Consider the following 25,497-nt stretch of genomic DNA (forward strand, 5'->3'; position numbering starts at 1 on the left):
TCACTCCCTCCCCTGGGCCCAGTCGATGAGCTGGCGCAGCGCGGCCCGGGTGAGCTCGTTGCGGCCGCCGTCAAGGTCGGTGCGCCTCAGCACGGCGTTGGCGAGCAGGTCCGGATCGATACCGGCGAGGAACGTGGCAACCGCTTCGCCGGTATCGGGCTGTTCGTCGGCGACCACGACGCGCACCAGGCCGTCGAACAGGCTGCTCACCCGCCCCTTGGCCAGGTAAAGGACGGCCTCGGGCGGCTCGCCGACGAAGTGCCGCAACCCGTATCCGCGTACGAGCTTGCTGACGTCCTGGCCGTCCAGATGCACGGTGCCCACGACACCGTCGGCGGTGATGACGAGGTGGCGCTGATCGGACTCGTTGATGCTGGTCACCGGGGCTCCTGGTGGGTGAGGTAGTCGATCAGCGCGGGGTTGTCGCGCAACGCGGCGAGCAGCGGTCCGGCCAGGGCGTTGACCGTGCGTTCCTCGACGTCCTTCAGGCCCGCGGCGGCGTCCGCGTCAGGATCGATCCCGGCGACGCGCAGGCACTGGTGGAGGACCTCGTGCACCACTACCTCGGCCTCGTAGTCGGGGGCGAGGTCCGCACGCAGGGCGATGCGCTGCTCGGTGCTGTCGGAGTAGCCGGAGAGGGTGCGCTGGGAGCGGGTGTTCTCCTCGTTGATCACCGCGTTGTCGAGCACCACGGTATAGAGGAGGTGCCCGACCCGCAGCCGGCCGGGCACGGGCGGCCGGGCCAGGGCGGCGCCGGACTCGGCTTCCCTGCTCCGGATCGCCTCCGCCACCCAGGCCGGGGCGCGGTTCAGCGTGCGGCTGCTCTGCTCGACGCTCACGCCGTCGGCCCCGGTCACCGCGGCCACCCCGGTGCGGGGCGGGCCGGGAACGAGCCGACGAGGTCGGTGAGGTCCTGCCAGTAGGCGGTGGGCAGGCCGTCCCAGGGGTTGGAGGCCGGTCCGGTGTAGACGGAGGTGTGCATGAAGACCGTGTGACAGCCGCTCGCGCGGGCCAGGAGGACCGCCTCCCGGGCGTCCGCCCACGTGGTGACGCCGTGTAGCAGGTGCACGGTGCGCTCCGGCTTCCACTCCCGCAGCCAGGCCGGCTGACTGGCCATCGCGGTGCGGTAGTCCGGAAGCGTCCCCTCAAAAGTGACGACCTGATCGGCGATCTGCAGATACCGCTCGTCGGCCGGGACGGTGCCGCAGTTCAGCACGATGTGCCGGGCGCCGCGTTTGCGCAGCCCCTGGATCGTGGTGGCGACGGCCTGCACGCCGGCGGAGTTCGCGGCGACCTGGTCGAGGAACACCCCGTCAGTGATCCCGCGCGCGATCCAGAGGTCTGCCTGCTGGAACACCGTGAAGTCCACGACCGAGCCGTAGCCGTGGTTGATGTACCCGAGGACCGGCGTGCCGCTCGCCTTCACGCTGCGCCCGGCGTCGTACAGCACGCTGTCCTCGGACGCGCCGGGCCCCGACGCCTGGTTAAGGACGACCCACTGGAGCGGCGTCCCCGGAACGGCGAGGGCGTCCCAGGCGGCGGCGTCCAGCCCGGGGTGCTGGTAGAGGGGCACGCCCAGCCCCATGGTGGTGAGCGCCATCAGGCGTCGTCCTCCTCCTCGCCGGCCGCCTGGCCGGGGTCGATGTCGGTGCGCCCGGTGAGGTCGGGGCGGGGTATGAGGGAGCGGATGCATCCGGGGTGGCCGATCACGTGGACGGCGGCGTCCCCGACCTCGCGCAGGGTGCCGTGCGCCCGGTCCGGGTCGGCGTGGCCGGTCCAACCGCACTCCGGGCCGTCCTCGACCTGCACCCACTCGGCGCCGAGGTCCGCCGCGGTGTGCACCGCCGCGGTGTTCGCGGCGGTGGCGGCCTGCGCGACCAGCGCGGTGCGGGCCCAGGCCGCGGCCGGGTAGTGGCTGGAGTCCGCGTAGACGACGGCGTTGAGCGGGTGCGTCCGCGCGAGCTGGCCCGGGTCGACCGTCCTCGGGTTGCGGGTGGCGACGGAGGCCGCGCGGACGAACACACGGGCACGCCGGACGGTCTCGTTGATGCGGCGCACCAACGACTCGTAGGCGCCGGCGCTCAGCTCGCGCACCGCGGCCTGGTGGCCGTCGGACCAGGCGAACACGGGGACGGGCAAGTCGCTGCGCAGCGGGGCGCTCCGCAGAGCGGCCTCCGCGCCGTGCCGGTAGGCGATCGCAAGCTCGGTGCTCGCCCATCGGTCGGCGACGCTGACGGCGGCCACGTCGAACGCGGCGACCGAGCGGTTGAAACGGGCGAGGGCGGCCTTCAGCACGACGGCCCGGCCCCGGGTGCCGCCGCTGCGCCGGAGGACGGCCAGGAGGTCGGCTTGGGCTGCTGTCAGGGCTGTCCAGGCGGCGGCGAGGTCGGTGGCCGCGGTGTCGATGAGCCGGTGGAGTTCCTGGTCGCGCCAGGTGGTCGGGGTGCTCATCGGCGCGGCCGGGCGTGGAACTGCAGGATGCCGGTGTCGGTGTTGGTGCCGTCGTCCTCGACCGGTTGGGGGTCGTCGGGTGCGGGCGGGGCGCCGGCGTCGGTCAGGGCCGCGATCTGCCGCTCGAAGGCGGCGATATTGGCCGTGTTGTCGATGGCGATGACGCCGTTGATGCTCACCTTGAGGGGCTGGGCAAGGAGGGTCTGGCGGCGTTCGCGCAGCACTTCGAGGGCGACGGCGCGGGCGGAGCGCAGACGCAGGTATCGGGCATCCAGGTCGGCCGGGTCGGTGGTGGTGCCGAGTTCGGCGAGCAGCCAGGCCCGGGTGGCGTCGTCCACGCTGGTGGCTCCCGTCAGGTGGTTGGGGGGTGCGGGGTGCCTCGCTGGCCGGGCCGGGGAGGACGGCCCGGTCCGGCCAGCGAGGGGCTCACTCCCCGGCGGTGGTGTTCCGGGTCCGGCGGGCGGTGGCCTTGGGCGCGACGTCGGCCGGCGCCTCGTCCGGCCCGCCGTCGGGCAGCGCCTCGTCGGGCAGCGCCTCGGACGCCACCACGTCGGGCAGCTGCTGGTGCGCGTCCACCGCCGGCCCGGCAACGGCGACGTCCGCCTCCGTCGCCCCGCCCGTCTCCGGTGACGAAAGCGGGGCCAGGTCAGGCACGCGGCCGCCGACCCACGCCGACGGATTGGTCACCAGGCAGGCGAGACGGGGCTCCGGCGTGCTCCCGGCGGCCAGCACGACCGTCGTGTGAGTGTCCGGATCGACCACGAAGACGCTGCTCTCCAGCTGGCTCATGGTCACCACACCGTCGCGGCGACGTAGATGTCCGGGACGTACATCACCGGCATCGCGGACGCCGAGCCCTTGGTCCACAGCTGCGCCGGGTCATCGGAGTAGCCGTGGGTGACGATGATGCCCGGAGCCTCCTCCCGCAGGATCGCGGGGTTGCCCCCGTTGGAGAGCACCAGGCCCTCCGCGGTCAGCCCGTACTGGGTCTCCGCCCACTCCCGGCTGTCCGGCGGCAGCAGGAAGTACATGTTCTCCGGCAGGACGCGGACGTTGCCGCCGGCCTCGGCGGGGAGCTGGAGGTCGTAGATGGTGATCGGCGGCAGGCCGTAGCGGGCCCGGACCGCCTGCACCTGGTCCGGCGCGAGCACCGCCGACGGAATGTTGACGCCCTGCGGGTTGTAGAAGGCGTTGCGGTAGGAGGAGTTGCCCGCCATCAGCGCGGCCGCCTTGTACGACGTCAGCGCGCGGGTCGGCAGGGGTGCGCCGATGGATCGCAGGTACTCGATCCACAGCATCTCGTCGCGGAGCATGTCCGCGTTCGGGTCGGTCCACGGCACCGACGCGACCGGTCGGTTCGCGGACGGGACCTGGTAGTCGACCTCGACGGTGAGACCGTTCTCACCGTTCAGGGTCAGCTTTCCGTCGGCCAGGACGTCGCCTGCGGCGATCTCCATCCGCTGCTGGATGGCCAGGACGTGCGAGGCGACGTCCCGGTAGATGTCGTCGATGACGTCCTGGTTGTCCAGGCCGCGCGAGGCGTTGAGCAGGATGGTCTCGAGCTCGCCGAGGATGTACTTCTGCGAGAGCGGGGGAAGCTGGCCCTCGGTCTCGAAGCGCGCGATCTCGCGGGCCGCGACCGGCGCGGAGCTGTCCCACGCCCGGTACTTCGCGGGCAGGACGCGGCGGGTTGACCGCTTCGTCTTCCACTTCACCGAGTCGATCGTCCGCACGGGGACGATGGAGTTGGTGAGCTCGAAGTCGGCCCGGGTCTTGATCGAGCGTACGAACGCGTGGATCTCGGTGGCGTCGATGCCCTTGAGCAGGTTGTCCAGCATCTCGTTCGGCATGGGTCAGCCTCCTCAGGCGGTGACGTAGACGATGGAGGCCGTGGCGTAGCCGGGAAGCGGCTGCACGAACGGCACGGGGAGCTTGGCCGGGTTGACCAGGCCGTGAACGCGCAACGGGGCGGCGGCCTTGGCCTGGCCGGGCGCGAACTGCAGGTCCGTCTCCAGGAAGCCGGCGAGGACCTCGGTGCCGTCGGTGGCGCCGGGGCTGCCGCCGCCGATGGGGGTAGTGACGTTGACGGCCGGGGTGGTGCCGCCCGTCAGGCCGGCCGCGTTGGCGGTCATCTGGGCGACGTTGTCTCCGGAGAAGTTTCCGGCGAACACCACGGTGTAGGGGCCGCCGGCGTTGCCCGTCACCGTGACGTCCCCGGCGGCGATGTTGTTGAGCGCCTCCAGTCCGGCCCTCACGGTCGCCGCGCTGGCGTTGTACGGCAGCGCCGCGGTGGCCTGGCCGTTGAACGTCAGGGTAAACGTGCCGCCGGTCGGGCCGCCGGTGATGGTGACGGTCTGGGTCTCGCTGGACGGCCCGGTGTACGGGGCGTAGAGACCGGACTCGGTGAGGCGGCCGAGGGGGATGCCCGACCTGAGGACGTTGTAACCCTGGTCCGGTCCGGAGCCGGCGTTCCAGTGCGTGCCCTGGACGAACTTCCCGGTGTCCAGGGTCACGGTCTGGTTGGTTTCGGTGCCGTGGGTGCTGGCGAGCCAGAGCCGGTTGGCGGTGTAGGTGGTACTCCTGGTGATCGGCGGCAGCATGCCGGATCTCCCTCCCTCGGGGCAGGTGCGTGCTGGCTGGTGGGCACCTGCGCCGGGGTGCCGTCCACGAGGGAGGGGAGGTTCGTGGAGGGCGTGGTCCCTCCGAGCGCGCGAGTGGCTCGGTCAGCCGGCGAGGCCCATGGCCTTGGCGCGCTCGCGGCCGCGATCGCCGGGCTTGACCGCCGGGGTCTGGCGGGGCGGGGGGCCACCGGCGGGAAGTCCGCCGGGAGCGGGCGGTGCGACCGGCGCCACGGGTGCGCCGGTGAACAGTGCCGCCTTGGTGGTCTTGAGCTGCTCGGCGGCGGCCTGGACCGCGGCCTCGTCGGCATCGTCGGCGACGGCCCGGGCGAGGAACGCCACGGCGATCTCGAGGTCGTCGCTGGAGGTGGCGCCGAGGCGGGTGAGGATCGCCTCCCTGCGGGCGGTGCGGCGGGTCTCTTCGGCGCTGGCGAGCGCTGCGGCGGCCTGGCTCTCCCGCGTCTTGACGGCCGCCTCGCGGGCGTCGAGGGCGGCCTGCCGCCGCTGCTCCTCCGTCAGAGCGGCGTCGCGGGCGGCCTTCGAGTCGGTGAGGAAGGTCTTCAGCTGTTCGTCGGTGACGGTCTCGGGGTCCAGGCCGGCGGCCTCGGCCAGCGAGCGCAGGGCATGGCGGGTGCCCTGCTTCTTCTCCTTGGCCAACAGGTCGTTCAGGGCGCGCTGCGGGATGTTCAGCACGGTCTCGCCGGGGTTGGGCGGGGCCGGCTGGGTGGGGTCGACGTAGGAGCGCGGTGTCGGGTTCGGCGGGACCGGGGGGGTCGGCGGCGGGGTCGGCACCGGGGCGCCGCCGGCGGGCGGCACTGCCGGGGTGGGCTCCGGCGGGGTGGCGTACAGGGTGGTGGCCGCCTCGATCTGGCGGCGCATGACGGCACGGCGCATTCTGGTGTCCTCCACCGTGAACGCCCCCGCGCCACCTACGAGTCTAAAGCCGATCTTGGTGTGCTCGATTCCCCTCCCGGCTACCCGGCGCTGCCCTTGCCGGGCGCTGTACCGGGCTCGGCCGGCGTCCGGCCGGGCTGCGGGGGCTGGGGGACCTGCTGCGGCAGGACAACCGCGGGCGGCTGCTCCGGCGGTGCGCCCTTGAGGTTGAGGAAGTCGCGGACCGCCTGCTGGTCGCCGGTGGCGTCGGCGAGCGCTCCGGCCTGGTCGAACGCGCGGGACTGGATCCGCTCGATCTCCGCGTCGATGTCGTCGATCGTCCACCCGGCCTCGGTGAGCAGGCGCAGCGCGGTCTCCAGGCTGATGAGGTGGGCCTGGTAGGCGGTGGCGATGTCCGTAAGGACCGCGCTGACGTCGGTGGGGGTGTACGGACCGAACTCGAGGTGCGCGGGAACGACGGGGCCGGTCCAGTTCGGGTGTTGTCCGGCCATGAACAGGCGCTGAACCATTTTCAGCAGCAGCCGGTACTTGTGGATGCGGGCGAGGCGGCCGGTGGCGACCATCATGTCCAGCGGGCTCATCGACAGGGCGAGGGCGTAGCCGGACGGCAGCTGCGACTGGTCTGCGGTTCCGAGCGCGACGGCGGGCATGCGCAGGTTCGCCGAGAGCCGGTCGAGGAGGTCTTGGCTGGCCCTGCGCAGTTCGGCGAGCTGCCCGGCGGTGTCCAGGACGTCGAGGCGACCGCCGGTCTCCAGTTCGAGGACGAGTCCGGCCTTCACCTGCAGATTGTTCCGGCGGGTCATCAGGCCGGAGGCGGCGATGACGGGCATGCCGGTGGTGGCGGAGGCGTGCGCGCTGTCGGTGTCGGTGCCGGCGAGGTCGTCCAGGAGCTGGAGGACGCGGGCCAGGGCGGGCCGTCCCCAGTGCTCCTCAGCGTCGGGCACCGTGTTGGGGACGTGGACGACGGGCACGAAATCGATCATGAGGTCGAGGCGGTCGAGGAGTTCGCCGTCCGCCCGGACCGCGATGTCGGCCCGGCTGAGGGGCAGGTTGTGGACGTCCATGTCACCGGTGAGGTCCTCGAGGAGCCACGTCGCGTCGGTGAGGTAGCACGTCCAGCGGGACGCCTTGTCGTTCCAGGGGTACTGCCGCTGGATCCACCGGCCGTCGGCGTCGAGAGTGTCGCCGGGGGTGAGCGTGTAGGTGCCGTCGTCGCCCACGACCGGGAGGCGGGCGAGGCGGCCGTCGTCGCCGTACTGGGTGGTGTGCAGGACGCCGATCGGGGCGAGTTCCCAGCTGATGCGCCGCATCCGGTCCTTCAGGCCGCGCTTGGGGTCGGCCGGCAGGTCCCACGCGAGGTGGACCCGGTAGGGGTAGTCGGTCGAAGGGTCTTCGCCGATCTCGGGGAAGTAGAACCCGGGGTCGGTGACCTGCAGCCGCGGTCGCTCCCGTTCCGGGTCCCAGCCGAGGTAGTAGACGCCGTCGCCCTGGACGACGGCCTTGTGCTCGGCCTGCTGCAGCCGCATGGCGAACTGCTCGTCCTGCGCCCACGCGCGCAGCCGGTCCTGGACGGCCTGGGCGTGTTCCTGGCCGCCGGCGTCGCCTTTCGGTGTGTTGGCGTTGTCGGCGCCGTCCACGACGATGGTCTGATCGCGGCCGAGGATGTGGGCCTGGATCGCCTCGTTCAGCATGGCGGCGTCGCCGTACTCGCGGCGGTCGTCGTCCGTGCCGGTCTGGATCGCGGCGAGCGGGCCGGCCTGGGCGGCGTGGTAGGCCTCCATGGTCGTGTAGGCGGCGAGGCGGCGGACGTCCGTGGCGGGCACCCACCGGGAGTAGGCCTGTGGGTAGGCGCGACGGTTCGGGGCGCCGCCAGCGGAGTGGAACACCGGCTTGTAGTTCAGCCAGCTCCAGCAGTCGAGGATGAACGTCTTCAGTCCCACGGGTGCTCTCCTTCGGGCGGTGTGGTCAGCGGCGGCCGGGCAGCGGGCCGCGGGTGTAGGTGCCGGTGGTGGGGCCGCTGCTGGCGGGCTCGGCAAGTTCGGTAAGGGCGTGGACGGCGGCGTCCATACGGTCGGGGCTGTCCATGCCGGCCATCCACGTGACCATCTGGCCCTCCAGGGAGACGAACTCGCCAACGTGGTGGACGAGGGCCTGGGCGTAGAGCTGGGCGATCGGCTCTGCGCGCAAGCGCTTGCCCTGCTTGGCGAAGACGTCGATCAGTCGGGGGCGCAGCAGGCCGCGGGTGAGGTTCTCGCGGTCGAGTTCGGCCCAGGCCTGGGCGATGACCTGGCGGGCCATGTCGCCGCCGAAGTTGTTTTCGACGCCGATGGCGTCGGCGCGGAGGTCGATGGCGAGTTGGCATGCCGCGCGGCCCCACTGCTCGGCACCCATCTGGGCGGAGCGGTCTGCGAGGACGTACAGGTCGCCCTTGGCGTCGCGGCCGGCGGCGACCACGCCGACCTCGTCGCGTTGGGTGTCCCCGCCCGAGGGATCGACGAACACGACGACGCGGGTGAGGTTGATGCCGAGGAGCTGTTGGGGGCTGATCCGGTTGTCGCTGATCCACGGCCACTTCCACACGCCTCCCTCCATGGGCCTGGGTCGCTGCTGGTAGAGGGACCACCAGATGCGTTCGCCGACAGCCTTGCGGGTGTCGGCCAGATCCTGCTCGTCGTAGCGGGAGGGCCAGAGCGCGGCGCCGATCGGACGGCCGAGGATGTCGTCCGGGGAGTCGGCGATCGCCGGGAGGTTGATGCGCTCCCAGCCGTCGGGGTCCTGTTGGAGGATCCGGCCGCAGAGGTCGTCCTCGTGCCAGCGGGTGTTGATGATGATCTGGCTCGCACCGGGTGCACGGCGGGTGTAGAAGACGCTGCGGTACCACTCCCATACCCGATCTCGCTGAGCAGGCGATGAGGCGTCGTCCGAGCCCTTGAAAGGGTCGTCGACGATGCCCAGGTCGAAGCCCTTGCCCGTGAGGGAGCCGCCGACGCCGGCGGTGACCATGCCGCCGCGCACGCCGGACTTGGGTGGCGCGAGGAGGTCGAAGCGGCTGGCGGCGCGGGAACCGGGGTGAAGCTTGATGCCGAGGAGGTCGGTGTGTTCGCCAATCTGGTCGCGGACCCAGCGGCCGTGGTCGTCGGCCAGTTCGCTGCCGTAGGAGGCGAGCATGACGCGCTTGAGCGGCTGGCGGCGCAGGAACCAGAGCGGTCCCCAGCGGGATGCGCGCTGGCTCTTGCCGTGCCGGGGCGGCATCTCGACCATCGCCTTGATGCGTTCGCCGGCCGCGATCCGCCGGTAGAGGTTGTCGATCAGGTCGAGGTGCGGGGCCTGCAGTTCGATGCCGTCGGTCATCACGGTGGCCATGCGGCCGGGCGAGCGGTCCATGAGCATGCCGCGTTCGGCCCGGGCCAGGTGGGCGCGCATGGGCGCCTTCACCTGGTTGGCCATCAGCTCGCGCTCGACCGGGGACAACTTCTTGTACTGCTCGATGACGGCGGTGAGCTCGGCTTCGGGGTCGCGGTGCTTCTTACCCACCAGCCGGTCCTTCCTGCTGGTCGGCGGCCGCGTTGGCGGCGATGAGCTTGCGCAGGTCGTCGACGGACTCGAGGTCGATGAGCGGGGCGCCGTCGGCTCCGGTGATCTCGGTCCGGGTCGGCCGCTTGGTGCCTTGCACTTCGTCGAGGCGGCCGAGGACACGGATGGCCTGCTCGCGGGCCTTGAAGCGGTGCTCGGCTGCGCGCTGGCGGTCCTCGGGGCTCTCCCAGGTGTCCGGGTCGTCCTCGTCGTCGAGCTTGGCGTCGTCCATCGCGGCGCGCAGGATCACCTCGTACTGGGCGATGCGCAGCCGGCGCAGGGCCTCGGTGTCGTCGTCGTAGCGGGTGGCCTGCTTCCTCAGCGCGCGGGCGATGTCGCGGGCGACGGCCTGGGCAAGCCGGGCACCGTCGAGGGCGGGTTCGCCGGCGCGGTAGCGGTCGGCGCCGTACCCCTCGCGAACGGCGTGACCGCGGGTGTTGTGGGCGGGATCCGCGTGGAGGTGAAGGCCGATCTCGGTGGGACTCCAGCCCTTGACCAGCTTCAGCCGCACGGCTTCGGCGCGCCGGGCGTGCACGGCCTGGCGCTTCGCGTCGTACTCACCGGGTGCGGACACGGGATAGCTCCATGCGCCCCCGCACACACGTCCATGATCCCTTACCGGGAGTGGTGCTCGGTTCCCGCTGGTCGCGGATGGTCACGGATCGGGTCGTTTCGGCCCGGGACGCGGTGGTGCGGTGGAAGGATCCGCGGCATGTGGCTACGAATACGAACGATGGCGGTAGCGGGCGCGGTCGTCGTCGGGGCGGCGGGGTGCTCTGCCGCGGCCGCCGACGGCGGGCAGGACGCGTCGGCCGGGCCGGCGGCGACGACGTCGAGCGCGGCGGCCAGCACGGGCGCCGGCGAAGGTGCGCAGCGGGGCCGCGCCCTGGTGGCCGACCTGGAGGCGCGTCTTCAACCCCCGATGACGGTGCGGTGCCTGTCCGAGGGCGGGCGAGAGTGCGTGGTCTGGCTGGGCGGTGTGGGGAAGGTCGCTACGGTCGACGTGCCGAACCACCTGGACCGGTTCCCTGTGGGCGGGGAGCGGGCGGCCCGGGTGCGGGAGATGGTGGAGCGCATCGGTGCGGCCGGTGACCTGTATCACCGCGGCGGCTGTGAGGAGCTGGCCCGGTTCGAGGCGAAGTCGACGTGCGAGCAGCAGGCCGCGGGGGTGGTGGTGGGGGCGCGGTTGCTGGCGAGCGAACTGAAGGCGCAGTGGCCGTAGCGGCGCGGCGAGGGGGGTGACGCGCGGGCCCCGGCGTCTGCCCTGGTGCTGTGTACGGGGGGCGATCACAGTTGGATGGGGAGTGCCGGGGCCGTGCGCGCATTCTGATGGTGGGGCCGGTGGGGCGGCCTGTCAAAGGAGCATCGGCCCGCTGTGGGGGTGAGGCCGGCGCGGGGGTGGGTCAGTTGGAGGTGCCCGTGGTGGGGGTGGTGTCGGCGAGCATCTGCCGGATTCGCTCCTCGATGGCGGGCACGTTCGGCCAGGCGCCTGCCGCGCGGGCGCAGCGAATCGTGTGCGAGTCGGCAGCGGGAACTGAGGGTTGCCTAAGTTGGTCAGGCGAATCTCGGGGCATTTCGCGGGCAATTCCCATCGACCGGCTCCCTTGTTAGGGTCTGCATGCTACCGGGGGTGGTCCCCCGAGACGCCGATTGTTCCCCAGAAGTAGGCTGCATTCATAGGGAAGAAATTTCCCTATGGAGGGGATTAGCTGACACGCGGTCACCCCGTCGACAGGGACTACGGAAGGGGCGACCCGAGTGGGAACGAAGCCACCCAAAGTGGACAAGGAAGGGTTGCGGGCCCTCCTGACCCGGTTGCGCGGCCAGCTCAGCCACGCCGACGTCGGCCTCCCGCCGCCGGCCGACTACAACAACAAGGGCCGCCGCCCCACCACCGGGCTCAGGCAGGCCGACATCGACCTGCTCACCGGGCGCAGCCCCGGCACCTACGGCCGGTTCGAGTCGGGATCCACACGGTACCCCGCCCCCTCGGACACCTACCTCCTGGCCGTCGCCCGGGCACTGCTCATGACAGAGGAGGACTGGCGGGCGATGTGGCTCTACCGACTCCAGTCCCATCCGCCCTACCCCCTCAAGCCGGAGGCGACGGTGACGATCGGCGGTCACTGGCAGGCCATTGTCGACGACTACCGGAGCCCCGCATACATTACCGACCGCGCGTGGAAGGTTGCGGTCTACAATCAACGTTTTGCTGCGTTGTTCCCGGGGGGAATTCCTCCGGAGAACACCATGGAATGGATGATTCTCTCCCGCTACGCGCGTGAGGTCGGCCTGCCCGACTGGGAGAACTCGTGGGCGCGCCTTGTCCTCCCCCAACTCCGCGCTGCGCACAATCAGTTCTCTGCGAACCACGACCTGGGGCGCCTGGTGCGGAAGGTGGAGCGCGACCCGGTGGCGGGCCCGATCTACGCGAGTCTCGACGAGTCCTACCGCCAGCCCGACGGCGACACCCGCTACTTCTGGCACGCCGGGCGGAACGAGCGTGTCACCGTGACGATGGGGCCCTCCATGCCCCTCGGCGCGCCGGGAACGCTGCTGATGCACCTGTTGCTGGATTACAGGTCCGAACCGTCCAGCTGGCGCGATCAGCAACACCCGCTGGCCGCGCCGGCCACCGCAGCCTCTCCACCCATGGAAGGGTGACCATGTCGTTCGTATCGAATCCTTACGTGTTCCTGCCCAACCACGTCGTGACCAGCGAGGAACTCGCCGACGTCATAACCAGCCGGCACGCCGGGCACCCGCGACTTCCAGTGATCCGCCGGATCGTCGCCCAGGCCCCGGCGCGCCGGCACTTCAGCCAGCCGCTCGACATCGTGATGTCGGACCGCACCCTCGAAGAACGCAACCGCGCGGCCGTCGACGATGTCCTCACCATGGGCACGGCCGCCGCGCGGGGTGTCCTGGCCGAACTGGACGTCGACCCGCTCACCATCGACTGCATCATCACCACCCACAGCACCGGTGACATCGTGCCCGGCCTCGACATCCACCTGGTGCACGAACTCGGGCTGCGCCCGGACGTCTCGCGCCGCCCGATCACCCAGCTCGGCTGCGGCGGCGGCGCGCACATCATGGTGATGGCCCACCAGTACGTGAGCGCCTCCCCCGGTTCACGGGTCCTGGTGGTCGGCGCCGAGTCGCTCAGCTCCACCATCCACGCCGCGGACACCGAGATCGAGCAGGTCATCTACTCCGGGTTGTGGGGCGACGGCGCGGTGGCCGCGGTGGTCTCCAGCAGCCCGATCGGCCCGGCGCTGCGGATCCACGAGACGTGGGAGTACCTGCTGCCGGACACCACCACCAGATACCGCAAGCGGGTCGACCACTCGGGGGTGCACTTCGACAGCGAGCGGTCGGCCACGCAGTCCATCAACGAGATGGCCCCGGCGCTGCGGGCCTGGCTGGCCGACGAGACGGCCGGCCCGTGGCCGCTCGACTTCATGGTCGCCCACCCCGGCGGTCTGCGGGTGATGGAGGACCTGGAGAAGCAGCTGCAGCTGGGCCCGGACGCGTTGCGGCACTCCCGGGCGCAGTTCGACGCGGAGGCGAACCTGGGCGGCCCCTCGGTGCTGTCCGTGCTGCGCCGCACGATGGCGGACCCGCCGGAGCACGGTCAGGCCGGGCTGGCGGCGGGGTTCGCCCCGGGGTTCGCGGTGTCGGCGATGAAGGTGAGTTGGTGCGATCCGTCGTAGGCCCGGCACCGAACAGAGCGGCTCCACACGGGCGCGTGTGGAGCCGCTCTGTTCGGTAGGTCAGGGAAGTAGGGGGTGGTGGCGCAGAGCTGCGGGGACGGGCGGGCGGGGTCCGGGGGCGAGCAGTGGGCCGGTGGCGAGGCGGTCGGCTGCGCTGCGGGCCCAGGCGGCGAGCCGGCTGTAGGTGTCGCGGTCGCAGCGGGCCGGCGTCGGTCGGGTGGTAGCGGGCATGGGTGGTCCCGGGGCCGGGGCCCGGCCGGGAACCCCCCGGCCGGGCGGGCGGGTGGTCAGCGGATCCGACGGCGGCGCACGGTGAGGCGTTCGTTCCTGGGCCGGCGGCGGGGCGGGTAGGGGTCGTCGGTCTCGACGTCGGGCAGGCTCGGGTTGACCAGCATCAGGCCGAGTTCTTCGCGGTGCTCGCTGTCGAGCAGCAGGTCGACGGGGCGGCCGTCGGTGAGGGTGAGGTGCACGACGGTGGGTTCGTCGGGATCGGACGAGAAGGTCGTCACGCCGTCCCAGAGCGCGTTGAGCGGCGCCGGGGCGGTGGCGGCCGGGCGCTGCCCGGGGGGTCCGATCGGGGTGTCACGAATTTCGGTGGGCATGGGTGTCCTCCTGGTGGGTCGGGGCCGGCGGTGGGTCGGCCGGGGGCCGGTCGCCGTCCGGGCCCCACGGTGGTGGTGGCCCGGACGGCGGCCGGTCAGAACGGGGCGGTGCCGGTGCTGTCCAGTTCGGTGATGCGCCGCTCGGCGGCCGCCAGCCGGGCCAGGAGCGCGCCCGCGCGGATTCCGACCCAGGCGGCCAGTTCCGCGCCGACCTCCTGGAGGTCCGGGTTGGTGGCCCACGCATGCAGCGTGGCCACGTGCCGGACCAGCTCCGTGACGGCGGCGTCGTCGGCCGGGGCGACGGTGGCGGGCAGCGGCCCGTAGTCGACGCTCACAGCTCGGCGGACGGGTCGTAGTGGTCCATCACCGGGACGGCGGTGACGGTGTACTCGGTGGCGTGCTGGGCGCCGTGCAGGGTGATGTGCAGGGTCTGGTGCTCGCCGGATTCCAGCTCGGCGGGGATCCACTCGAAGTCGTGGCCGCCGAGCGCGGCGGCGGCGAAGTCCTCGGCGTGGGCCTGGGCGGCGGCGATGTGGGTGTAGTGACCGAGCCGGATGCCGGACGTCTCGGCGCGGTAGTGGTGCAGCGTGGGAAGGGCGGGCGCGGGCTGGGCAAGGGCGGCGAACGGTATGGCGTCGGCGGTCATGGTCGGTCTCCAGAGGCAGGTGGGCGCGGCGCAGCGGGGCGCGGCGCGGGTGGGTGGTGCCCGGACCGGTCGGGGCGGCAGCTGGGCGAACGCGGCGCGGCGCAGCGGGGCGCGGCGCGGGTGGGTGGTGCCCGGACCGGTCGGGGCGGCAGCTGGGCGAACGCGGCGCGGCCAGGGGGTGCCGGGCGGGGTTCGCGGGCCGGGCCGACCGGTCCGGGGGCCCGTGACGGCGCCGGGGCCTGCTCCCCGGGGCTGGGGAGTGGCTGGGGTGCCGGGCCGCTGTGGTCGGCCGTCACGGGGCGGGGTGGGCGGCCCCGGTGGGGTGGGGCCGCCCGGTCTGGGCGGTCAGTCGTCGTCGCTGGTGGGCGGCGACTTGACGGCGGGGCAGTTGGGGTCGTGGCAGGCGGGGTCGTGGGGGCAGCAGGCGTCGCAGTCGCAGAGCCGAGGTGCCATGGCGGGTGCCTTCCGGTTGGTGGGCGGTTCGTTGTCGGTGACCCCATCCTCGCATAAGCAACTTCCATGTTGCAAGTTGTTTATGCGAGGGGGTCGCACCGCGCCCGGCCGCTCAGCGCACCGGGATACCACCGGTTCCGGGTGAGCGCAGCGCGGCCAGCCCGGCCGCGATCTGGTCGGCACTCAGGCCGGCCGGAACATCGCCGCCCGGGCCGGCGGCGCCGAGCAGCACGGCGGGCCCCAGAACGGGCAGCAGGCTGGCGTGCGGAAGGTGGCGGCGCATCAGCTCAACGGCGCGCCTGTTCGGCTGGTCGGCCTCCCGTGCGGCCGTGACGAACCACAGGCTGCGCCGCCGGGTGAGGTAGAGGGCGGTGAACCTGTTGTCGCCGATCAGCTCGGCCAGAGTGACTGCGAAGTGCGGCACTCTCTGGAGGACGTGCACCGGCCGGGGGTCCCCGGTCACGGGTATCAGCAGGGCATTGGGGGTGTCGGGGGTGTCGGTCACGGGGGTTCTCCATCCACGGGAAGGGGGGCAGGACGTCGTGGTCCGCCGCCCGCCCCGCCCGCAGAGGGCGGGGCGGGCGGCGGAGCGTGGCGGGTCAGCGGCTGTCCGAGATCGCCCGGATCACAGCGGCCACGGTGGGCACGTTGTGCATGGCGGGGTTGTCGGGGGTGGTCGCCAGGATCGGGCCGAACAGGCGCACCCGGCCGGGGGCGCAGCCGCGCGCGTGCCAGCACAGGGCGTAGGTCCACGCGTTGCCCCGGCGTCCGGCCGCCTCCGCCCCAGAGAGGGCGCGGCCGACCCGGACCTTGACGAAGGGGTCCGCCCCCGCCGTGACGAACCAGTGGACGTCCGCCACCCACTTGCGGGCGTCGGCGTAGGCGATGAGGTCGGCGGCCGCCTTGGGCAGGGCGTAGCCGGGCGGCGGGACCGCGACGAGAGCGCGCAGCCGGGCCGTGATCTCGGCGAAGCGCGTGCGGTCGGCGTCGGTGCGCTCGGCGGGGTCGATGTGGCGCAGCACGGCCGCCTGGTGGCTGAGCCGGGTGATCTCGGCGGTGATCGCGTCGGTGCGGTGGGCGGGGGTGGGGGTGGGGGTGGTCATGGCGTTCGGCTTCCTGTCGGTTGGTGGTGGTGGCCGGTGGGGCCGGGCCACCCCGGGAGCGGGGTGGCCCGGTGGCCGGTCAGTGGGACAGGAGGCTGGTCAGCAGGGCACCGGGGGCGGCGAGGAGGGCGGCGGTGGGGCAGAGGATCGCGGCGGCGTCGCCGGGGTGGCGGAGGGTGGGGCGGGCGGGGGTGCTGTCCTCGCGGGCCACGAGGTAGCGGGTGCGGTGGACGGTGGTGGCGGAGATGCGGTCGATGCGGAACCCGCGCTTCTCGCCGGTGCCCCGGTCCATGGCGAGGGCCCGGATGTCCCCGGCCTGGGAGATCTCGAAGTCGTAGATCTCGATGGTGCGCACGGTGACGGCGCCGTCGCGGTCGGTGTAGGTGATGGTGACCGGGTGCTGGCGGTCCATGGCGCGGATGAGCCGGGTGGTGGTGGCGGCGGTGTTGGTGGTGGTGGCCTTGATCATCGGAGGCTCCTGAGAGTGGGTGGTTCGTTGTCGGTGACCCCACTCTCGCATAAACAACTTCCAGATTGCAAGTTGTTTATGGAGCGATCTTGAAACCTTCGGGGCCCGCACCCCCGGCGAACCGGACGGAACGGGCCCGCGCGCACGACCGCGCCGGGGCCGCGACCGGCCCTACGGCTGCGGAGCGCCGCACTCCCAGGCTGTTACTCGGGGCCGGCCCCGACCAGCACCGGAGCCGGCCCCGGAACGACTGCTGCTCCCCCTCCCGTGTCGCGGGAAGGGGAGCAGCAGGAACGTGCTGTGCCTACTCGGCGCCAACCAGCTCGAACGTCACCCCCTGTGAAGCGAGTTCGGCGATTCTGGCCAGCGCTTCGGGGCTGTGCGAATCGTCCTCCAGGGGGCGGAAGTCAATCCGCTCGTTCGGACCGGCAAGGTCGGCGAGATGCGACTTCCACGCCGGTGCCGGGCGGCGGGCGGCGGCCACGCGGGCCGCGTACGCCCGGGCGTCGACCCGACGCCGGGCCGCGACGTGGGCGAGCATGAGCCGTTCGGCCTTGGCCCGGCCGGCGGCCATGGTGCCCCACCGGGCATCCTTTGCTCCGGGAAGGCACGTCCAGTAGCCGGTGAACGGGCTGGGGTCCGCAGCGCGGGTGATGTGCCAGGCCGTCCGGGCGTTGGAGAGCTGGAAGGCGTCGACGGTGAAGTTCATGCCGCGCCAACTGGCGGTGACAGCCCATCGGGTGGAGCAGCCAACGGAGAGGTCGGACAGCGTGCGCCACGTGAGGGTGACGGGGGCCTGGTGGTCGGCGGGCAGGGGGCTGGTGGGCATCGGGTGCTCCGTGTCGGTTCGGTCGGCGGCGGCGGGCGGGCCGCCCGGGTACTTCCGGGACGGCCCGCCGGGTCCGGCTACCTGCCGGTGCGCAGCGCGGCGCTGTAGAGCGCGCTGACGCCGTAGCCGACCAGGACCACCGGGGCGCCGCAGCGCGCCCCCTTGGCCGTGCTGTAGTGCCCCAGGTGGGTGACATCTCCGGCGCGGGCGCCGACCGCCGCGCGCCACTTCTCCCACTGGCCGGTCGTCTCGGGGCGGACCGTGACGCGGACGGCGAGACGTCCGGCAGTGACGGTGAGGGGAGCGTGCAGGCGTCCGGCGAGGACGGCGGAAAGGATCATGGAGCACGCTTCGTTGGCCGACCGGGCGCGGTCGGGTTCCAGCGCGACCACCGTGGTCGGCACGTCGGCCAGTGCGGCAAGGTCGCTCTGGCGGGCGGTGTGATCCTCGGCGTCGGCGAGCAGCAGGTGAGCGGCCCGGCCGGTGGGCGTCCAGCGGCTCCAGGGGCGGGCGAGGACGTGACGGAAGCGGTTGAGCTGGTCGGTGGTCAGGTGGGACATGTGCGGCGGCCCTTTCGGTTCGTTGTCGGTGGCCCAACTCTCGCATATACAACTTCCATTTTGCAAGTTGTATATGGCTGGGTTTCGCACACCGGCCCGGAAGCCGAAAGGCCGGCCCCGAGGATCCCCCCGAGAGCCGGCCTCCCTGCCCGTACGCGGGCCGCCGTCACGGCGCCTCCCACTCCGGATCCGCGAACCACTCCGCCGCCGCCGCCCACACCATGCGCGCGCGGTGCGCCTCGGGTTCCGCCGACGCTGCGAACAATCGGCGCTTCAGCGACTCCACCCGCAGGCCGTTGAAGCCCAGCTCTGCGACCCGTGCGGCCCGTTCCGCGACGACCTCACTGGGCGTCACCAGGGCGCCGGTCTCGTGCATGGACATGTACAGCGCTTGAGCCGCCGGGCTGATCCCGTCCAACCTCGCGCCCCCTTTCGTGGTGACAGCAGGACCCGGTGTTGCCGGGGGCCGTAGCCCCCGGCAACACCGGGCGGGAGGACATGATCAGGCCAGGCTCACGAGGAACGAGTCCCTGTCCTCGGTGACGGTGCACCCGTGCTTCGCGGCGAACGCCTGCAGCACGGCCAGGGTCGCCTCCCGGGCACCGCCGTCCCGCCACGGGTCGCGCCCGGCCCGCTCGGCGATTCGCTGAGCGGCATACGTCAGATACCACCAGTGGACATGGACCGCCGCCCCGCTCACGAAGGCCACCACCCCTCCGCGCGCCGCGTAGCCCGGCTCGAACATGTGCTTGCCGTCCAACACGTCGTCGGCGGCGCGCAGCGCCTCCCGGACCGGCTCCAGCAGCCCCTCCACCTTGGCACCGAAGGCCCGGTTGTCGTCCATGATCTGCTGCGCCTCGGCGTCGGTCACAGGCTCGAAGTGGGCCCAGTGACCGCTGCGCTCGTAGGTGATCTCCACCGAGCCGTCGGTGTGGCGCACCGAGGTGTTGCCCGTGTAGCCAGCGGCCGTGTCCACCGATTCGGCGAGGCAGAGGATCCAGCCTCCGTGCTCGCTGCGGCTCTTGTAGTAGTCGGGGTTCGCCATGGGTTCCTCCTGGGTGGTTCGTTGTCGGTGGCTCCACTCTCGCATATACAACTTCCATCTTGCAAGTTGTTTATAGATTGCTCACGCCCGCCCACCCGCACCGACATGCCGAAGTGTGGCCACAGCACCCGCCCCCACCTGCGACGATGCGCCAGCCTCCCCGCGGGCACACCCCTACGCAGCAGGCCGGCCTCCCGGGTGCAGACAGATCGGCCCGCCGTCCGGTCGACGGCGGGCGGACAGGAACTCAGTCGCGGGCGTCCCTCGCGAGCGCGGCGGCGCACCGGCCGCCGTCCTCGGCGCTGAAGAAGTCCGCGTCACACCCGGTGCCGCAGTCGGGGCATGCCCAGCCGTTGCAACCGTCGGCGGTGCAGCCAGCGAAGTAGCCGGCGCCGCCGCAGTCGGGGCAACCACGGTCGTCGACGGTGTCGTGCGCGGAGAACGGGTTGGTAATGGCGGCGTCGACGGGGCCGCGGCCGAGGTCGACGGTGAAACGGATCTCGCTCACGGTGGTGTCCTTCGGGTTGGGCCGCCCACGCGTGCGGGCGGCGGTGTTGGGCTTCGGGGCGTCAGCTGGTCAGAGCCGGGCGGCGAGGAGTCGGGCGCGGACCTCGGCGACCGTGTCGAGGTGCCACAGCGGGCCGACGGCCGTGCTGGTGATGTCTGCGGCCTCGGTGAGCGCCTCGGCCCGGTGGTTGTCGATCAGCCGCTCGATCCGGGCGCGGGCGTCGGCGTGCTCGGGGCCGTCGGGGTCTTCGCCGCCGAGCAGTTCGGCGAGGAGGGCATCGCGGGCGGTGGTCATGGCGCATCTCCGTGGTGGGTGAGTGTGGCGGGCGGCCGGCAAGTGGCGGCCGCCCGAAGGGTGCTAAGAGGTGCACTTGTGGGGCTTCATGCCGAGCACGAAGTAGCGGCGAAGGGTGGGGTTTTCGCGGGTGGCCCATCGCCCGCACGCCTCGACGTCGCAGAGGTACCAGCGGCCCGTACGGGTGCTCCTGCGCCAGGCAAGCTTGTCGTCACCGCACCGGCGACAGGCGGCGAGCTTGGTGATCTCGCAGGCGTTGTTGAGGGGGTGGCCGGTGGGATTGAAGTGCTCCATGGCGGGGCGTCCTCGGGTGATGGTCGTCGTGCAGGGCACGGTGTTCGGCGTCGAAGGAGGGCCGGGCGGCCGACGGTTGGCGGCCGCCCGGGCTGCTGGCTACTCGGTGGTCTTGGCGAGCTTGCGGCAGGCCCCGCACTCGGTGGTGCTGGTGATCTGCTCGGGCGTCGCCCGGATGGTCAGCCCCTGGTCCCGGGAGAACTCGCAGAGGCCGAGGCCGTCGGGTGCGGCGCGGTGGCGCTTGCGGGCAGCTGCTCCGGCGAGCAGCCACACCGGCTCGTTCCCGGCCACCGGGGCCGTCGGGCCAGTGGGGTCCGGCGCCGCCGTCTGCGCGGACGGGGCGGTCGGCTTGGCGTCCGGCACCCAGATCTGTCCGTCCAGGACGGTCCACGCCCCCAGGTCCGTGCCGGTGAGCATGGCGGCCGCCCAGTGCTCCGTGATGATGCTGAAGACGCCCGGCGCGTCGGAGCTGCGGTCGAGGACGTCCGCGCTGCTGGTGTGGAACGCCGCCCACACGCCGGAGGGGAAGCGGCGCGCGGTGTAGCCGCCCTGGCGGGCACCGTCGGGCTGTACGACGGTGCACAGGAACGTCGTCACGCCGTCGGCCGCCGTCCTTCCGGTGGTCCGTTCGAGGTGGGCGGACGACGCGAGGTTCAGAAGCGCCGGGGTGGGCTCGCCGTCGGCCTCGAAGGGCGCTGCCTGACGGGCGATTGCCTTGGGCAGGGTGTTCAGTTCGACGTGCAGCGCATCGAGCGCTGCGGTCAGCTTGGCCACCAGGCCCGCGCGGTCGACCGGTGCGGGGGCGGCCGACTCGTCCGGCTGCGTTCCCGTGGGGGGAAAGGCCTCGAGCACGTTGGCGGGGATGACGTCGGCCAGGGTGGGCGCGGTCCGGCCTTCGGGCAGGGACTCGGTGTAGAAGGCCCACCGCTCGCTCTGGGCCCCGGCCTTGGCATCCTCAGCGAGGATGACACCGGTGTTGCCCTCGGCCCACCCGATGAGATCCCCGTTGCGGGTCACGGTGGTTCCCCACCCGTACTGGGCGTCGAAGCGCCCCGGGACGGCGCACAGGACGCACACGAGGGGCATCGCGCGCCCGGCGGCCTCGGCGGCCTCCGGCGTCTCGCAGGTGCAGCCGCGCTTGTCGGCCTCGGGGTCGATGGCCGTCTGGGCCTCCAGGATCTCGCGCAACTTGGCCAGGCTCGGGCGACGGATCTTGGTGTCGTCGATGTCGAGCGAGGATGCGGCGCTGTCGTACCGGAAGCCGCGCTCACCGCCGACCCAGGTGGCCAGGATCGCGATCTGGCCCGCCTCGGTGAGTGCGGTCAGGCCCACCCGCCACAGGTCTGCGGTCTGCCCTTCCGCTCCGGCGGGGACGAACGTCGAATCCCGCTCCCAGTTCTGGCTCTTGGCGGTGACCATAAGGTCGGTGACGCTCGCCGGAACGGCAGGGAGGGTGACCGGGGCCGCAGCCGGGCCGGTGGCGGGCTCAGGTGCGGCAGCGGGGACGGCGGTCGTGGGAGTGACCGTGGCGGCGTGCGCGGCCCGGTACTTCTCCCACACGGCGTCGGCCGTACGGCCGGTGTAGGTGCCGTGACGGCCGGTCAGGGTGAAGTCGGTGCCGGTGAAGACGGAGGTCAAAATCTCGTCGCCCACGCGGCGGGTCGGTCCGAGTGCGGTGACCGTGGGGTTGGTCACGGGGGTGGGGCTGGTGATGGTGTTCACGGGGGCCTCTCGGGTTGGGCGGTTCGTTGTCGGTGGCCCAACTCTCGCATAAGCAACTTCCAGTTTGCAAGTTACTTATGGGTGCCCCTGCCTACCGGCGCTGCCCGCCGGCCCGTACCGGCCGCCCGGCGCGTGCCGGGCGGCCGGCCCGCTCAAGCGGCCAGGACGGTGTCGACCGGCCCCCTCGGACGCGCGACGGCCTTCCGGCAGGATCCGCACTCGCGTGTCGCCGCGACCTGCTCGGCCGTAGCCACGAGCGCGAGGGCGGACGTCCGCAAGAACCCGCACAGGCCGCGAGCAAGTTGTTTATAGATCGGGGCGAGCCTTCGGACGGCCGTGCCGACGCCGGTGCGCGTCCAGCGACGCGACGCCCTCGGGCAGCCGGGCCTGCTCCGGCGCCGGCGCGGGTGGGCGCGCGGTGGCCGCGCACGTCGCCGCGTGCGGCATGAACCGCCGCTCGTGGGGCGCCTGGGGCAGTTCGGCGGTGGGCACGCGCGAGCGCCAGGTCCCGGTCCCGTCGCAGTAGGCCACCACGTTGCCGCCCTCGTGCGGGTCGGTGTCGACCAGCTGCAGCACACCGGCGCGGGTGATGGTCCGGCGCACGGTCGCCAGACATCTGCGGCAGAGGCCGAGCCCCTGCCGGGAGACGGCGCTCACGCCGCGCTCTCGCTCTCGCCCACCGGTGGAAGGCCACGCTCGCGCCGGGCGTGGTCCAGGACGTGGCCCCACTCGTCGGGGTGGCGGTTGATCAGCAGGGTGACGGCCTCCGCCTGCGCCTCGCTCGCACGGCGGCGCGCGAGGGCGGCCGCCGCGTAGTCGCGGACCGTCGTCGGCGCCGGCTTGCCGGGATCCGACGTCGGCCGGGCGGACTCGACCAGCGCCCTGGCCTCGAGACGCCGGGCCCGGAGCAGCGCGAGACGCGCACGCGCTTCGCGTCGGCCGGCGGCCGGACCGTTCGCGGCCGCGGCCTGGACGGCGACCAGCGGCTTGAGGACGTGCAGCCAGTACGCGGCGGCCGCGGGGGTGCGCAGCGCGGCGGCGAGCTCGGGCGCCAGGAGCTCCTCCAGGTCCTTCAGGACCAGGTGGCGCTGCACGTCGGGGGTGCGGGTGGTGAACCAGCGGACGATCTCGTCGTGGTCGAGGGGCCGGCCGTCGGGGTGGGTGGGGCTCGCGACGGTGCGGGGCGGGTGGGTGCTGATGTGGAACCAGTCGCAGGACTGGCAGTAGTAGGGGCGCTGGCGGCGGTAGCCGAGGAGGATCGCGCGGCTGGTGGTGGCTGCTGCGGCGGCCTCGGCGGTGGCGTAGCGGTCCTTGTCGGGGTGGATCGGGCAGGGCTTGGCGGGTGCGGTGATGGTGGTGGTGCTCACGGTGGTGTCTCCTCTCCGGGATGCGGGCGGGCCCCCGCCGGCTGGGTGGGCTGGCGGGGGCCGGAGCGTCAGAACAGCGGGATCTGGGCGGGGTCGATGCCGAGGGCGCGCAGCAGGCGTTCGGCGGTGTCGACGGGACCGGAGTGCTTGGCGTCGACGACGTCCTCGTAGAGGGAGATCGCGAGGGCCCGGATGTCCTCCCCGGGCAGGGGTGCCCCGGGGACGAGGGGCAGCGTGGTGCCGTCCGGCCGGACGACGGCGCTGCGCACGTCGAGCCTGTCGAGGTGCGGTTCAAGCAGATCGGCGGCCGTACCGGCGGCCAGGGCGTGGTGAAGGGTCTCGCTGTCGAGGGTGATGTGCTGCTCGCCGTGGACGGTGAGCAGCACGGTCACGGTGTTCACAGGTGGCTCCTGCGGGGTACGGGGGCGCTGGCGTGGGTGGGGTCGACGGGCAGGTAGCCGTGGCCCGCGCAGGCGTTGCAGGCCTTCACCCCCGTCTGCGCCTGGTGGTCGAGCAGGGCGGTGAACTCGGCGTAGAGCCGGTTCCACTCGGTGAGCGCGGCGGCGTAGGTGTCGCCGTACACCGAGCTGGGGACGGGCAGGCTCAGCGCGAACCGGGCGCTGATCGGCACGGTGCGCGGCCTGCGCAGCTTCCGGCCGTCCTGTCCGTAGTCGGACAGCTCCGTCACGGGCTGCTGGAAGGGCAGTCCGATAGCGACGTCCAGGCCCTCGTTCTGGTCCTGCCCGTTCGGGGTCCGCGGGATGCTGGCGAACCGGACGAAGGGCAGGGTGTTGGCGTAGTCCCTGACGGCGTCACGCAGGCCGGCGAGGCGGCCGGGGAACCACCACCGGTACTCGGGGTGGTTGGTGAGGGAGTGGGGCAGGGAGGCGACCCACCGTCTGTCGGCGCTCGTGGGCGGGGCCTCGCCGCCGAGGACGCGCCAGGGGCCGCCCGGAACGGGGCCGGTACGGGTGTCCTGCTGCTCGTAGACGGCGTGGTAGAAGTCGGGGCTTCCGTGGTGTGAGCGGTCGACGAAACTGTCCCAGTCGTCGGCGGGCACGCTGAGGGGGAGCGCGGCGGACGCCATGTCGGGGTCGTCGAGGACGTGGGCGGTGACCTTCGCGCGGGGGCGCCAGCTGGCGGTGATCTCGGCGACGGCGTGGGGGGCGGACCACCATGCGGTGTCGGGCAGACGGGTGAGGGGCTGGCCGTCGCCGAAGATCCTCACTTCGGTGACGTCGTGGAAGGGCCCGCCCCAGCTGAAGAGGCCGGGCAGGTGGTAGAGGTGGCGGCCGTCGTCGAGGCGGATCGCGTAGTGCTCGCGCGGGTCGGTGGGCGGGTTGGTCATCGGGTCCTCGGGTGTGCGGGGTCGGCCCCCGCCGGGTGCGGGCGGGGGCCGACAGGCGGTCAGATGTCGTCGACGGTGCGGCCGGTGGCGTTGACGATCGCCGCGACGCGGTTGATGTGGTCCGGGGTCCAGTTGTGGCCGGACAGCAGGGCGTGGATCTGCTCCATCGCGTCGGCGTCGGTGAGCACGGGCAACGGGGTGGGGATCAGGCGCGCCAGGGTCTCGCGGACGGACTGGCAGGTGTGGGCCGACGGCGGAGTGTGTCCGGCGGCGATCTCGCGTGCGGCGGTGGTGATCACGTCGTCGGTGGCCTGCTCGGCGGCGTGAACGACCTGCTCGCGCAGCAGGTAGTCGACGATCCGCGTGACCTTGATGGCGCGGTTGTACTCGACGTAGCGGTCCGACGGCCAGCCGGGCGGCAGCTTGCGCCGGGTGTGGGTGATGGTGAGCATCGGGTTTCTCCAGCAGGTTCGGCGGGGTGGGGCCGCGCCCGTTCGACGGGCGCGGCCCCCGGGGATGGCCGGTCAGGCGGCGACGGCGAGGTCCGAGTCGGTGACGACGGGAGCGCCCTGGTCGGCGAGGGCCTGCCGGGTCCGGTTCAGCCGGTCCATGTCCCGGGCGAGCGTCTCGGCGGGGTCGTCGGCGACGAGGCGGCGGATCAGCGCGGTCTCGTCGTCGGGCGTCTCGGTGGGCGCGTAGTGGACGAGCGTCACGGGCGCGATGCCGTGGTACTCGACCGCGACGATCCGGGCGGCGGCCGCCAGGGTGCCCGTGATCTCGGCGTGGTGGGTGATTGCGGCCCGGATGCGGGGCAGGTGCGCCTCGGCCTCGGCGAGGGTGTCGGCGGGGAATTCGGTGCCGGGGATGGTCGGGTCCTCCCAGGGGGCGAGCGGGCGGCCGGTGTCGATGGCGCGGATGAGGAAATCGGCGCCGGGAATGTCGTGTGAGCTGGTCAAGGTCTGGCCTTCCGGGTGATGGGGCGGTTCGTTGTCGGTGACCCCATCC

Annotated in this window: 36 protein-coding genes; 3 read left to right on the forward strand and 33 right to left on the reverse strand. The window is 72.6% G+C overall.

The window, feature by feature from the left end:
- From OG618_RS37150 to OG618_RS37205, 12 genes are all read right to left on the reverse strand, one after another.
- Positions 1 to 381: a hypothetical protein gene (locus OG618_RS37150; protein WP_329492528.1), complete on the reverse strand. Its 381-nt coding sequence runs from the start codon at positions 379 to 381 to the stop codon at positions 1 to 3.
- Complete coding sequence (locus OG618_RS37155) at positions 378 to 857, reverse strand: hypothetical protein (protein WP_329492529.1); 480 nt, start codon at positions 855 to 857, stop codon at positions 378 to 380. The genes OG618_RS37150 and OG618_RS37155 overlap by 4 nt, the downstream gene beginning before the upstream one ends.
- A complete protein-coding gene (locus OG618_RS37160; protein ID WP_329492530.1) occupies positions 854 to 1,600 on the reverse strand; it encodes a spherulation-specific family 4 protein in 747 nt (248 codons plus the stop codon). The genes OG618_RS37155 and OG618_RS37160 overlap by 4 nt, the downstream gene beginning before the upstream one ends.
- On the reverse strand, positions 1,600 to 2,451 hold the full coding sequence (locus OG618_RS37165; RefSeq protein ID WP_329492531.1) for a hypothetical protein: 852 nt from the start codon (positions 2,449 to 2,451) through the stop codon (positions 1,600 to 1,602). Before OG618_RS37165 ends, OG618_RS37160 begins: the two co-directional genes overlap by 1 nt.
- On the reverse strand, positions 2,448 to 2,789 hold the full coding sequence (locus OG618_RS37170) for a hypothetical protein (protein ID WP_329492532.1): 342 nt from the start codon (positions 2,787 to 2,789) through the stop codon (positions 2,448 to 2,450). Before OG618_RS37170 ends, OG618_RS37165 begins: the two co-directional genes overlap by 4 nt.
- Positions 2,790 to 2,877: 88 nt before the next feature.
- A complete protein-coding gene (locus OG618_RS37175) occupies positions 2,878 to 3,240 on the reverse strand; it encodes a hypothetical protein (RefSeq protein WP_329492533.1) in 363 nt (120 codons plus the stop codon).
- Between the two features lie 2 nt (positions 3,241 to 3,242).
- The gene (locus tag OG618_RS37180) at positions 3,243 to 4,301 is read right to left on the reverse strand and encodes a major capsid protein (RefSeq protein WP_329492534.1); all 1,059 of its coding nucleotides are present in this window, start codon (positions 4,299 to 4,301) and stop codon (positions 3,243 to 3,245) included.
- A 12-nt stretch (positions 4,302 to 4,313) separates the two neighbouring features.
- Positions 4,314 to 5,051, reverse strand: a complete 738-nt coding sequence (locus OG618_RS37185; protein WP_329492535.1) for a hypothetical protein — start codon at positions 5,049 to 5,051, stop codon at positions 4,314 to 4,316.
- Positions 5,052 to 5,174: 123 nt separating this feature from the next.
- Positions 5,175 to 5,963, reverse strand: coding sequence for a hypothetical protein (locus tag OG618_RS37190; protein ID WP_329492536.1), 789 nt, complete (start codon positions 5,961 to 5,963; stop codon positions 5,175 to 5,177).
- An 80-nt stretch (positions 5,964 to 6,043) separates the two neighbouring features.
- On the reverse strand, positions 6,044 to 7,903 hold the full coding sequence (locus OG618_RS37195) for a hypothetical protein (RefSeq protein ID WP_329492537.1): 1,860 nt from the start codon (positions 7,901 to 7,903) through the stop codon (positions 6,044 to 6,046).
- A 25-nt stretch (positions 7,904 to 7,928) separates the two neighbouring features.
- The gene (locus tag OG618_RS37200) at positions 7,929 to 9,497 is read right to left on the reverse strand and encodes a terminase large subunit domain-containing protein (RefSeq protein WP_329492418.1); all 1,569 of its coding nucleotides are present in this window, start codon (positions 9,495 to 9,497) and stop codon (positions 7,929 to 7,931) included.
- Positions 9,490 to 10,110 carry a hypothetical protein gene (locus tag OG618_RS37205; RefSeq protein WP_329492419.1) on the reverse strand — a complete coding sequence of 207 codons (621 nt, stop codon included), beginning with the start codon at positions 10,108 to 10,110 and terminating at the stop codon, positions 9,490 to 9,492. The genes OG618_RS37200 and OG618_RS37205 overlap by 8 nt, the downstream gene beginning before the upstream one ends.
- 159 nt (positions 10,111 to 10,269) lie before the next feature.
- Between OG618_RS37205 and OG618_RS37210 the strand changes: the two genes are divergently transcribed.
- The 3 genes from OG618_RS37210 (at position 10,270) to OG618_RS37220 (ending at position 13,252) form a co-directional block, all read left to right on the forward strand.
- The gene (locus OG618_RS37210) at positions 10,270 to 10,758 is read left to right on the forward strand and encodes a hypothetical protein (RefSeq protein ID WP_329492420.1); all 489 of its coding nucleotides are present in this window, start codon (positions 10,270 to 10,272) and stop codon (positions 10,756 to 10,758) included.
- 536 nt (positions 10,759 to 11,294) lie between these two features.
- Positions 11,295 to 12,200 (forward strand): MmyB family transcriptional regulator, encoded by a 906-nt coding sequence (locus tag OG618_RS37215; RefSeq protein WP_329492421.1) that lies wholly within the window; start codon positions 11,295 to 11,297, stop codon positions 12,198 to 12,200.
- A gap of 2 nt (positions 12,201 to 12,202) precedes the next feature.
- The gene (locus OG618_RS37220) at positions 12,203 to 13,252 is read left to right on the forward strand and encodes a PhlD (protein ID WP_329492422.1); all 1,050 of its coding nucleotides are present in this window, start codon (positions 12,203 to 12,205) and stop codon (positions 13,250 to 13,252) included.
- A gap of 60 nt (positions 13,253 to 13,312) precedes the next feature.
- Here OG618_RS37220 and OG618_RS37225 read toward each other — a convergent pair whose 3' ends face one another.
- From OG618_RS37225 to OG618_RS37325, 21 genes are all read right to left on the reverse strand, one after another.
- Complete coding sequence (locus tag OG618_RS37225; protein WP_329492423.1) at positions 13,313 to 13,483, reverse strand: hypothetical protein; 171 nt, start codon at positions 13,481 to 13,483, stop codon at positions 13,313 to 13,315.
- A gap of 56 nt (positions 13,484 to 13,539) precedes the next feature.
- Positions 13,540 to 13,854: a hypothetical protein gene (locus tag OG618_RS37230; RefSeq protein WP_329492424.1), complete on the reverse strand. Its 315-nt coding sequence runs from the start codon at positions 13,852 to 13,854 to the stop codon at positions 13,540 to 13,542.
- A gap of 95 nt (positions 13,855 to 13,949) precedes the next feature.
- Positions 13,950 to 14,189, reverse strand: a complete 240-nt coding sequence (locus OG618_RS37235; protein WP_329492425.1) for a hypothetical protein — start codon at positions 14,187 to 14,189, stop codon at positions 13,950 to 13,952.
- Entirely contained in the window at positions 14,186 to 14,500 is a 315-nt protein-coding gene (locus tag OG618_RS37240; protein WP_329492426.1) for a hypothetical protein, read from the reverse strand. Before OG618_RS37240 ends, OG618_RS37235 begins: the two co-directional genes overlap by 4 nt.
- Positions 14,501 to 15,065: 565 nt before the next feature.
- Entirely contained in the window at positions 15,066 to 15,458 is a 393-nt protein-coding gene (locus OG618_RS37245; protein ID WP_329492427.1) for a hypothetical protein, read from the reverse strand.
- A 94-nt stretch (positions 15,459 to 15,552) separates the two neighbouring features.
- Positions 15,553 to 16,056, reverse strand: a complete 504-nt coding sequence (locus OG618_RS37250; protein ID WP_329492428.1) for a hypothetical protein — start codon at positions 16,054 to 16,056, stop codon at positions 15,553 to 15,555.
- 79 nt (positions 16,057 to 16,135) lie between these two features.
- The gene (locus tag OG618_RS37255; protein ID WP_329492429.1) at positions 16,136 to 16,525 is read right to left on the reverse strand and encodes a WYL domain-containing protein; all 390 of its coding nucleotides are present in this window, start codon (positions 16,523 to 16,525) and stop codon (positions 16,136 to 16,138) included.
- A 304-nt stretch (positions 16,526 to 16,829) separates the two neighbouring features.
- Positions 16,830 to 17,354, reverse strand: coding sequence for a hypothetical protein (locus tag OG618_RS37260; protein WP_329492430.1), 525 nt, complete (start codon positions 17,352 to 17,354; stop codon positions 16,830 to 16,832).
- 77 nt (positions 17,355 to 17,431) lie between these two features.
- Positions 17,432 to 17,914 (reverse strand): hypothetical protein, encoded by a 483-nt coding sequence (locus OG618_RS37265; RefSeq protein WP_329492431.1) that lies wholly within the window; start codon positions 17,912 to 17,914, stop codon positions 17,432 to 17,434.
- Between the two features lie 166 nt (positions 17,915 to 18,080).
- Positions 18,081 to 18,332 carry a hypothetical protein gene (locus OG618_RS37270; protein ID WP_329492432.1) on the reverse strand — a complete coding sequence of 84 codons (252 nt, stop codon included), beginning with the start codon at positions 18,330 to 18,332 and terminating at the stop codon, positions 18,081 to 18,083.
- Positions 18,333 to 18,416: 84 nt separating this feature from the next.
- A complete protein-coding gene (locus OG618_RS37275; RefSeq protein ID WP_329492433.1) occupies positions 18,417 to 18,959 on the reverse strand; it encodes a hypothetical protein in 543 nt (180 codons plus the stop codon).
- 247 nt (positions 18,960 to 19,206) lie between these two features.
- On the reverse strand, positions 19,207 to 19,467 hold the full coding sequence (locus OG618_RS37280) for a hypothetical protein (protein ID WP_329492434.1): 261 nt from the start codon (positions 19,465 to 19,467) through the stop codon (positions 19,207 to 19,209).
- A 69-nt stretch (positions 19,468 to 19,536) separates the two neighbouring features.
- Complete coding sequence (locus OG618_RS37285; RefSeq protein WP_329492435.1) at positions 19,537 to 19,761, reverse strand: hypothetical protein; 225 nt, start codon at positions 19,759 to 19,761, stop codon at positions 19,537 to 19,539.
- 63 nt (positions 19,762 to 19,824) lie between these two features.
- Positions 19,825 to 20,055, reverse strand: a complete 231-nt coding sequence (locus tag OG618_RS37290) for a hypothetical protein (RefSeq protein WP_329492436.1) — start codon at positions 20,053 to 20,055, stop codon at positions 19,825 to 19,827.
- A gap of 99 nt (positions 20,056 to 20,154) precedes the next feature.
- Positions 20,155 to 21,777 carry a hypothetical protein gene (locus tag OG618_RS37295; protein WP_329492437.1) on the reverse strand — a complete coding sequence of 541 codons (1,623 nt, stop codon included), beginning with the start codon at positions 21,775 to 21,777 and terminating at the stop codon, positions 20,155 to 20,157.
- A 306-nt stretch (positions 21,778 to 22,083) separates the two neighbouring features.
- Entirely contained in the window at positions 22,084 to 22,434 is a 351-nt protein-coding gene (locus OG618_RS37300; protein WP_329492438.1) for a hypothetical protein, read from the reverse strand.
- Entirely contained in the window at positions 22,431 to 23,144 is a 714-nt protein-coding gene (locus OG618_RS37305) for a hypothetical protein (protein ID WP_329492439.1), read from the reverse strand. Before OG618_RS37305 ends, OG618_RS37300 begins: the two co-directional genes overlap by 4 nt.
- A gap of 68 nt (positions 23,145 to 23,212) precedes the next feature.
- A complete protein-coding gene (locus OG618_RS37310; protein WP_329492440.1) occupies positions 23,213 to 23,545 on the reverse strand; it encodes a hypothetical protein in 333 nt (110 codons plus the stop codon).
- Entirely contained in the window at positions 23,542 to 24,492 is a 951-nt protein-coding gene (locus OG618_RS37315; protein ID WP_329492441.1) for a hypothetical protein, read from the reverse strand. Before OG618_RS37315 ends, OG618_RS37310 begins: the two co-directional genes overlap by 4 nt.
- A 59-nt stretch (positions 24,493 to 24,551) precedes the next feature.
- Positions 24,552 to 24,944, reverse strand: a complete 393-nt coding sequence (locus OG618_RS37320) for a hypothetical protein (protein WP_329492442.1) — start codon at positions 24,942 to 24,944, stop codon at positions 24,552 to 24,554.
- Positions 24,945 to 25,016: 72 nt separating this feature from the next.
- A complete protein-coding gene (locus OG618_RS37325; protein ID WP_329492443.1) occupies positions 25,017 to 25,448 on the reverse strand; it encodes a hypothetical protein in 432 nt (143 codons plus the stop codon).
- Positions 25,449 to 25,497 lie beyond the last annotated feature (49 nt).

This window comes from Kitasatospora sp. NBC_01246, assembly GCF_036226505.1.
In the GTDB taxonomy this organism is placed as follows: Bacteria; Actinomycetota; Actinomycetes; order Streptomycetales; family Streptomycetaceae; genus Kitasatospora.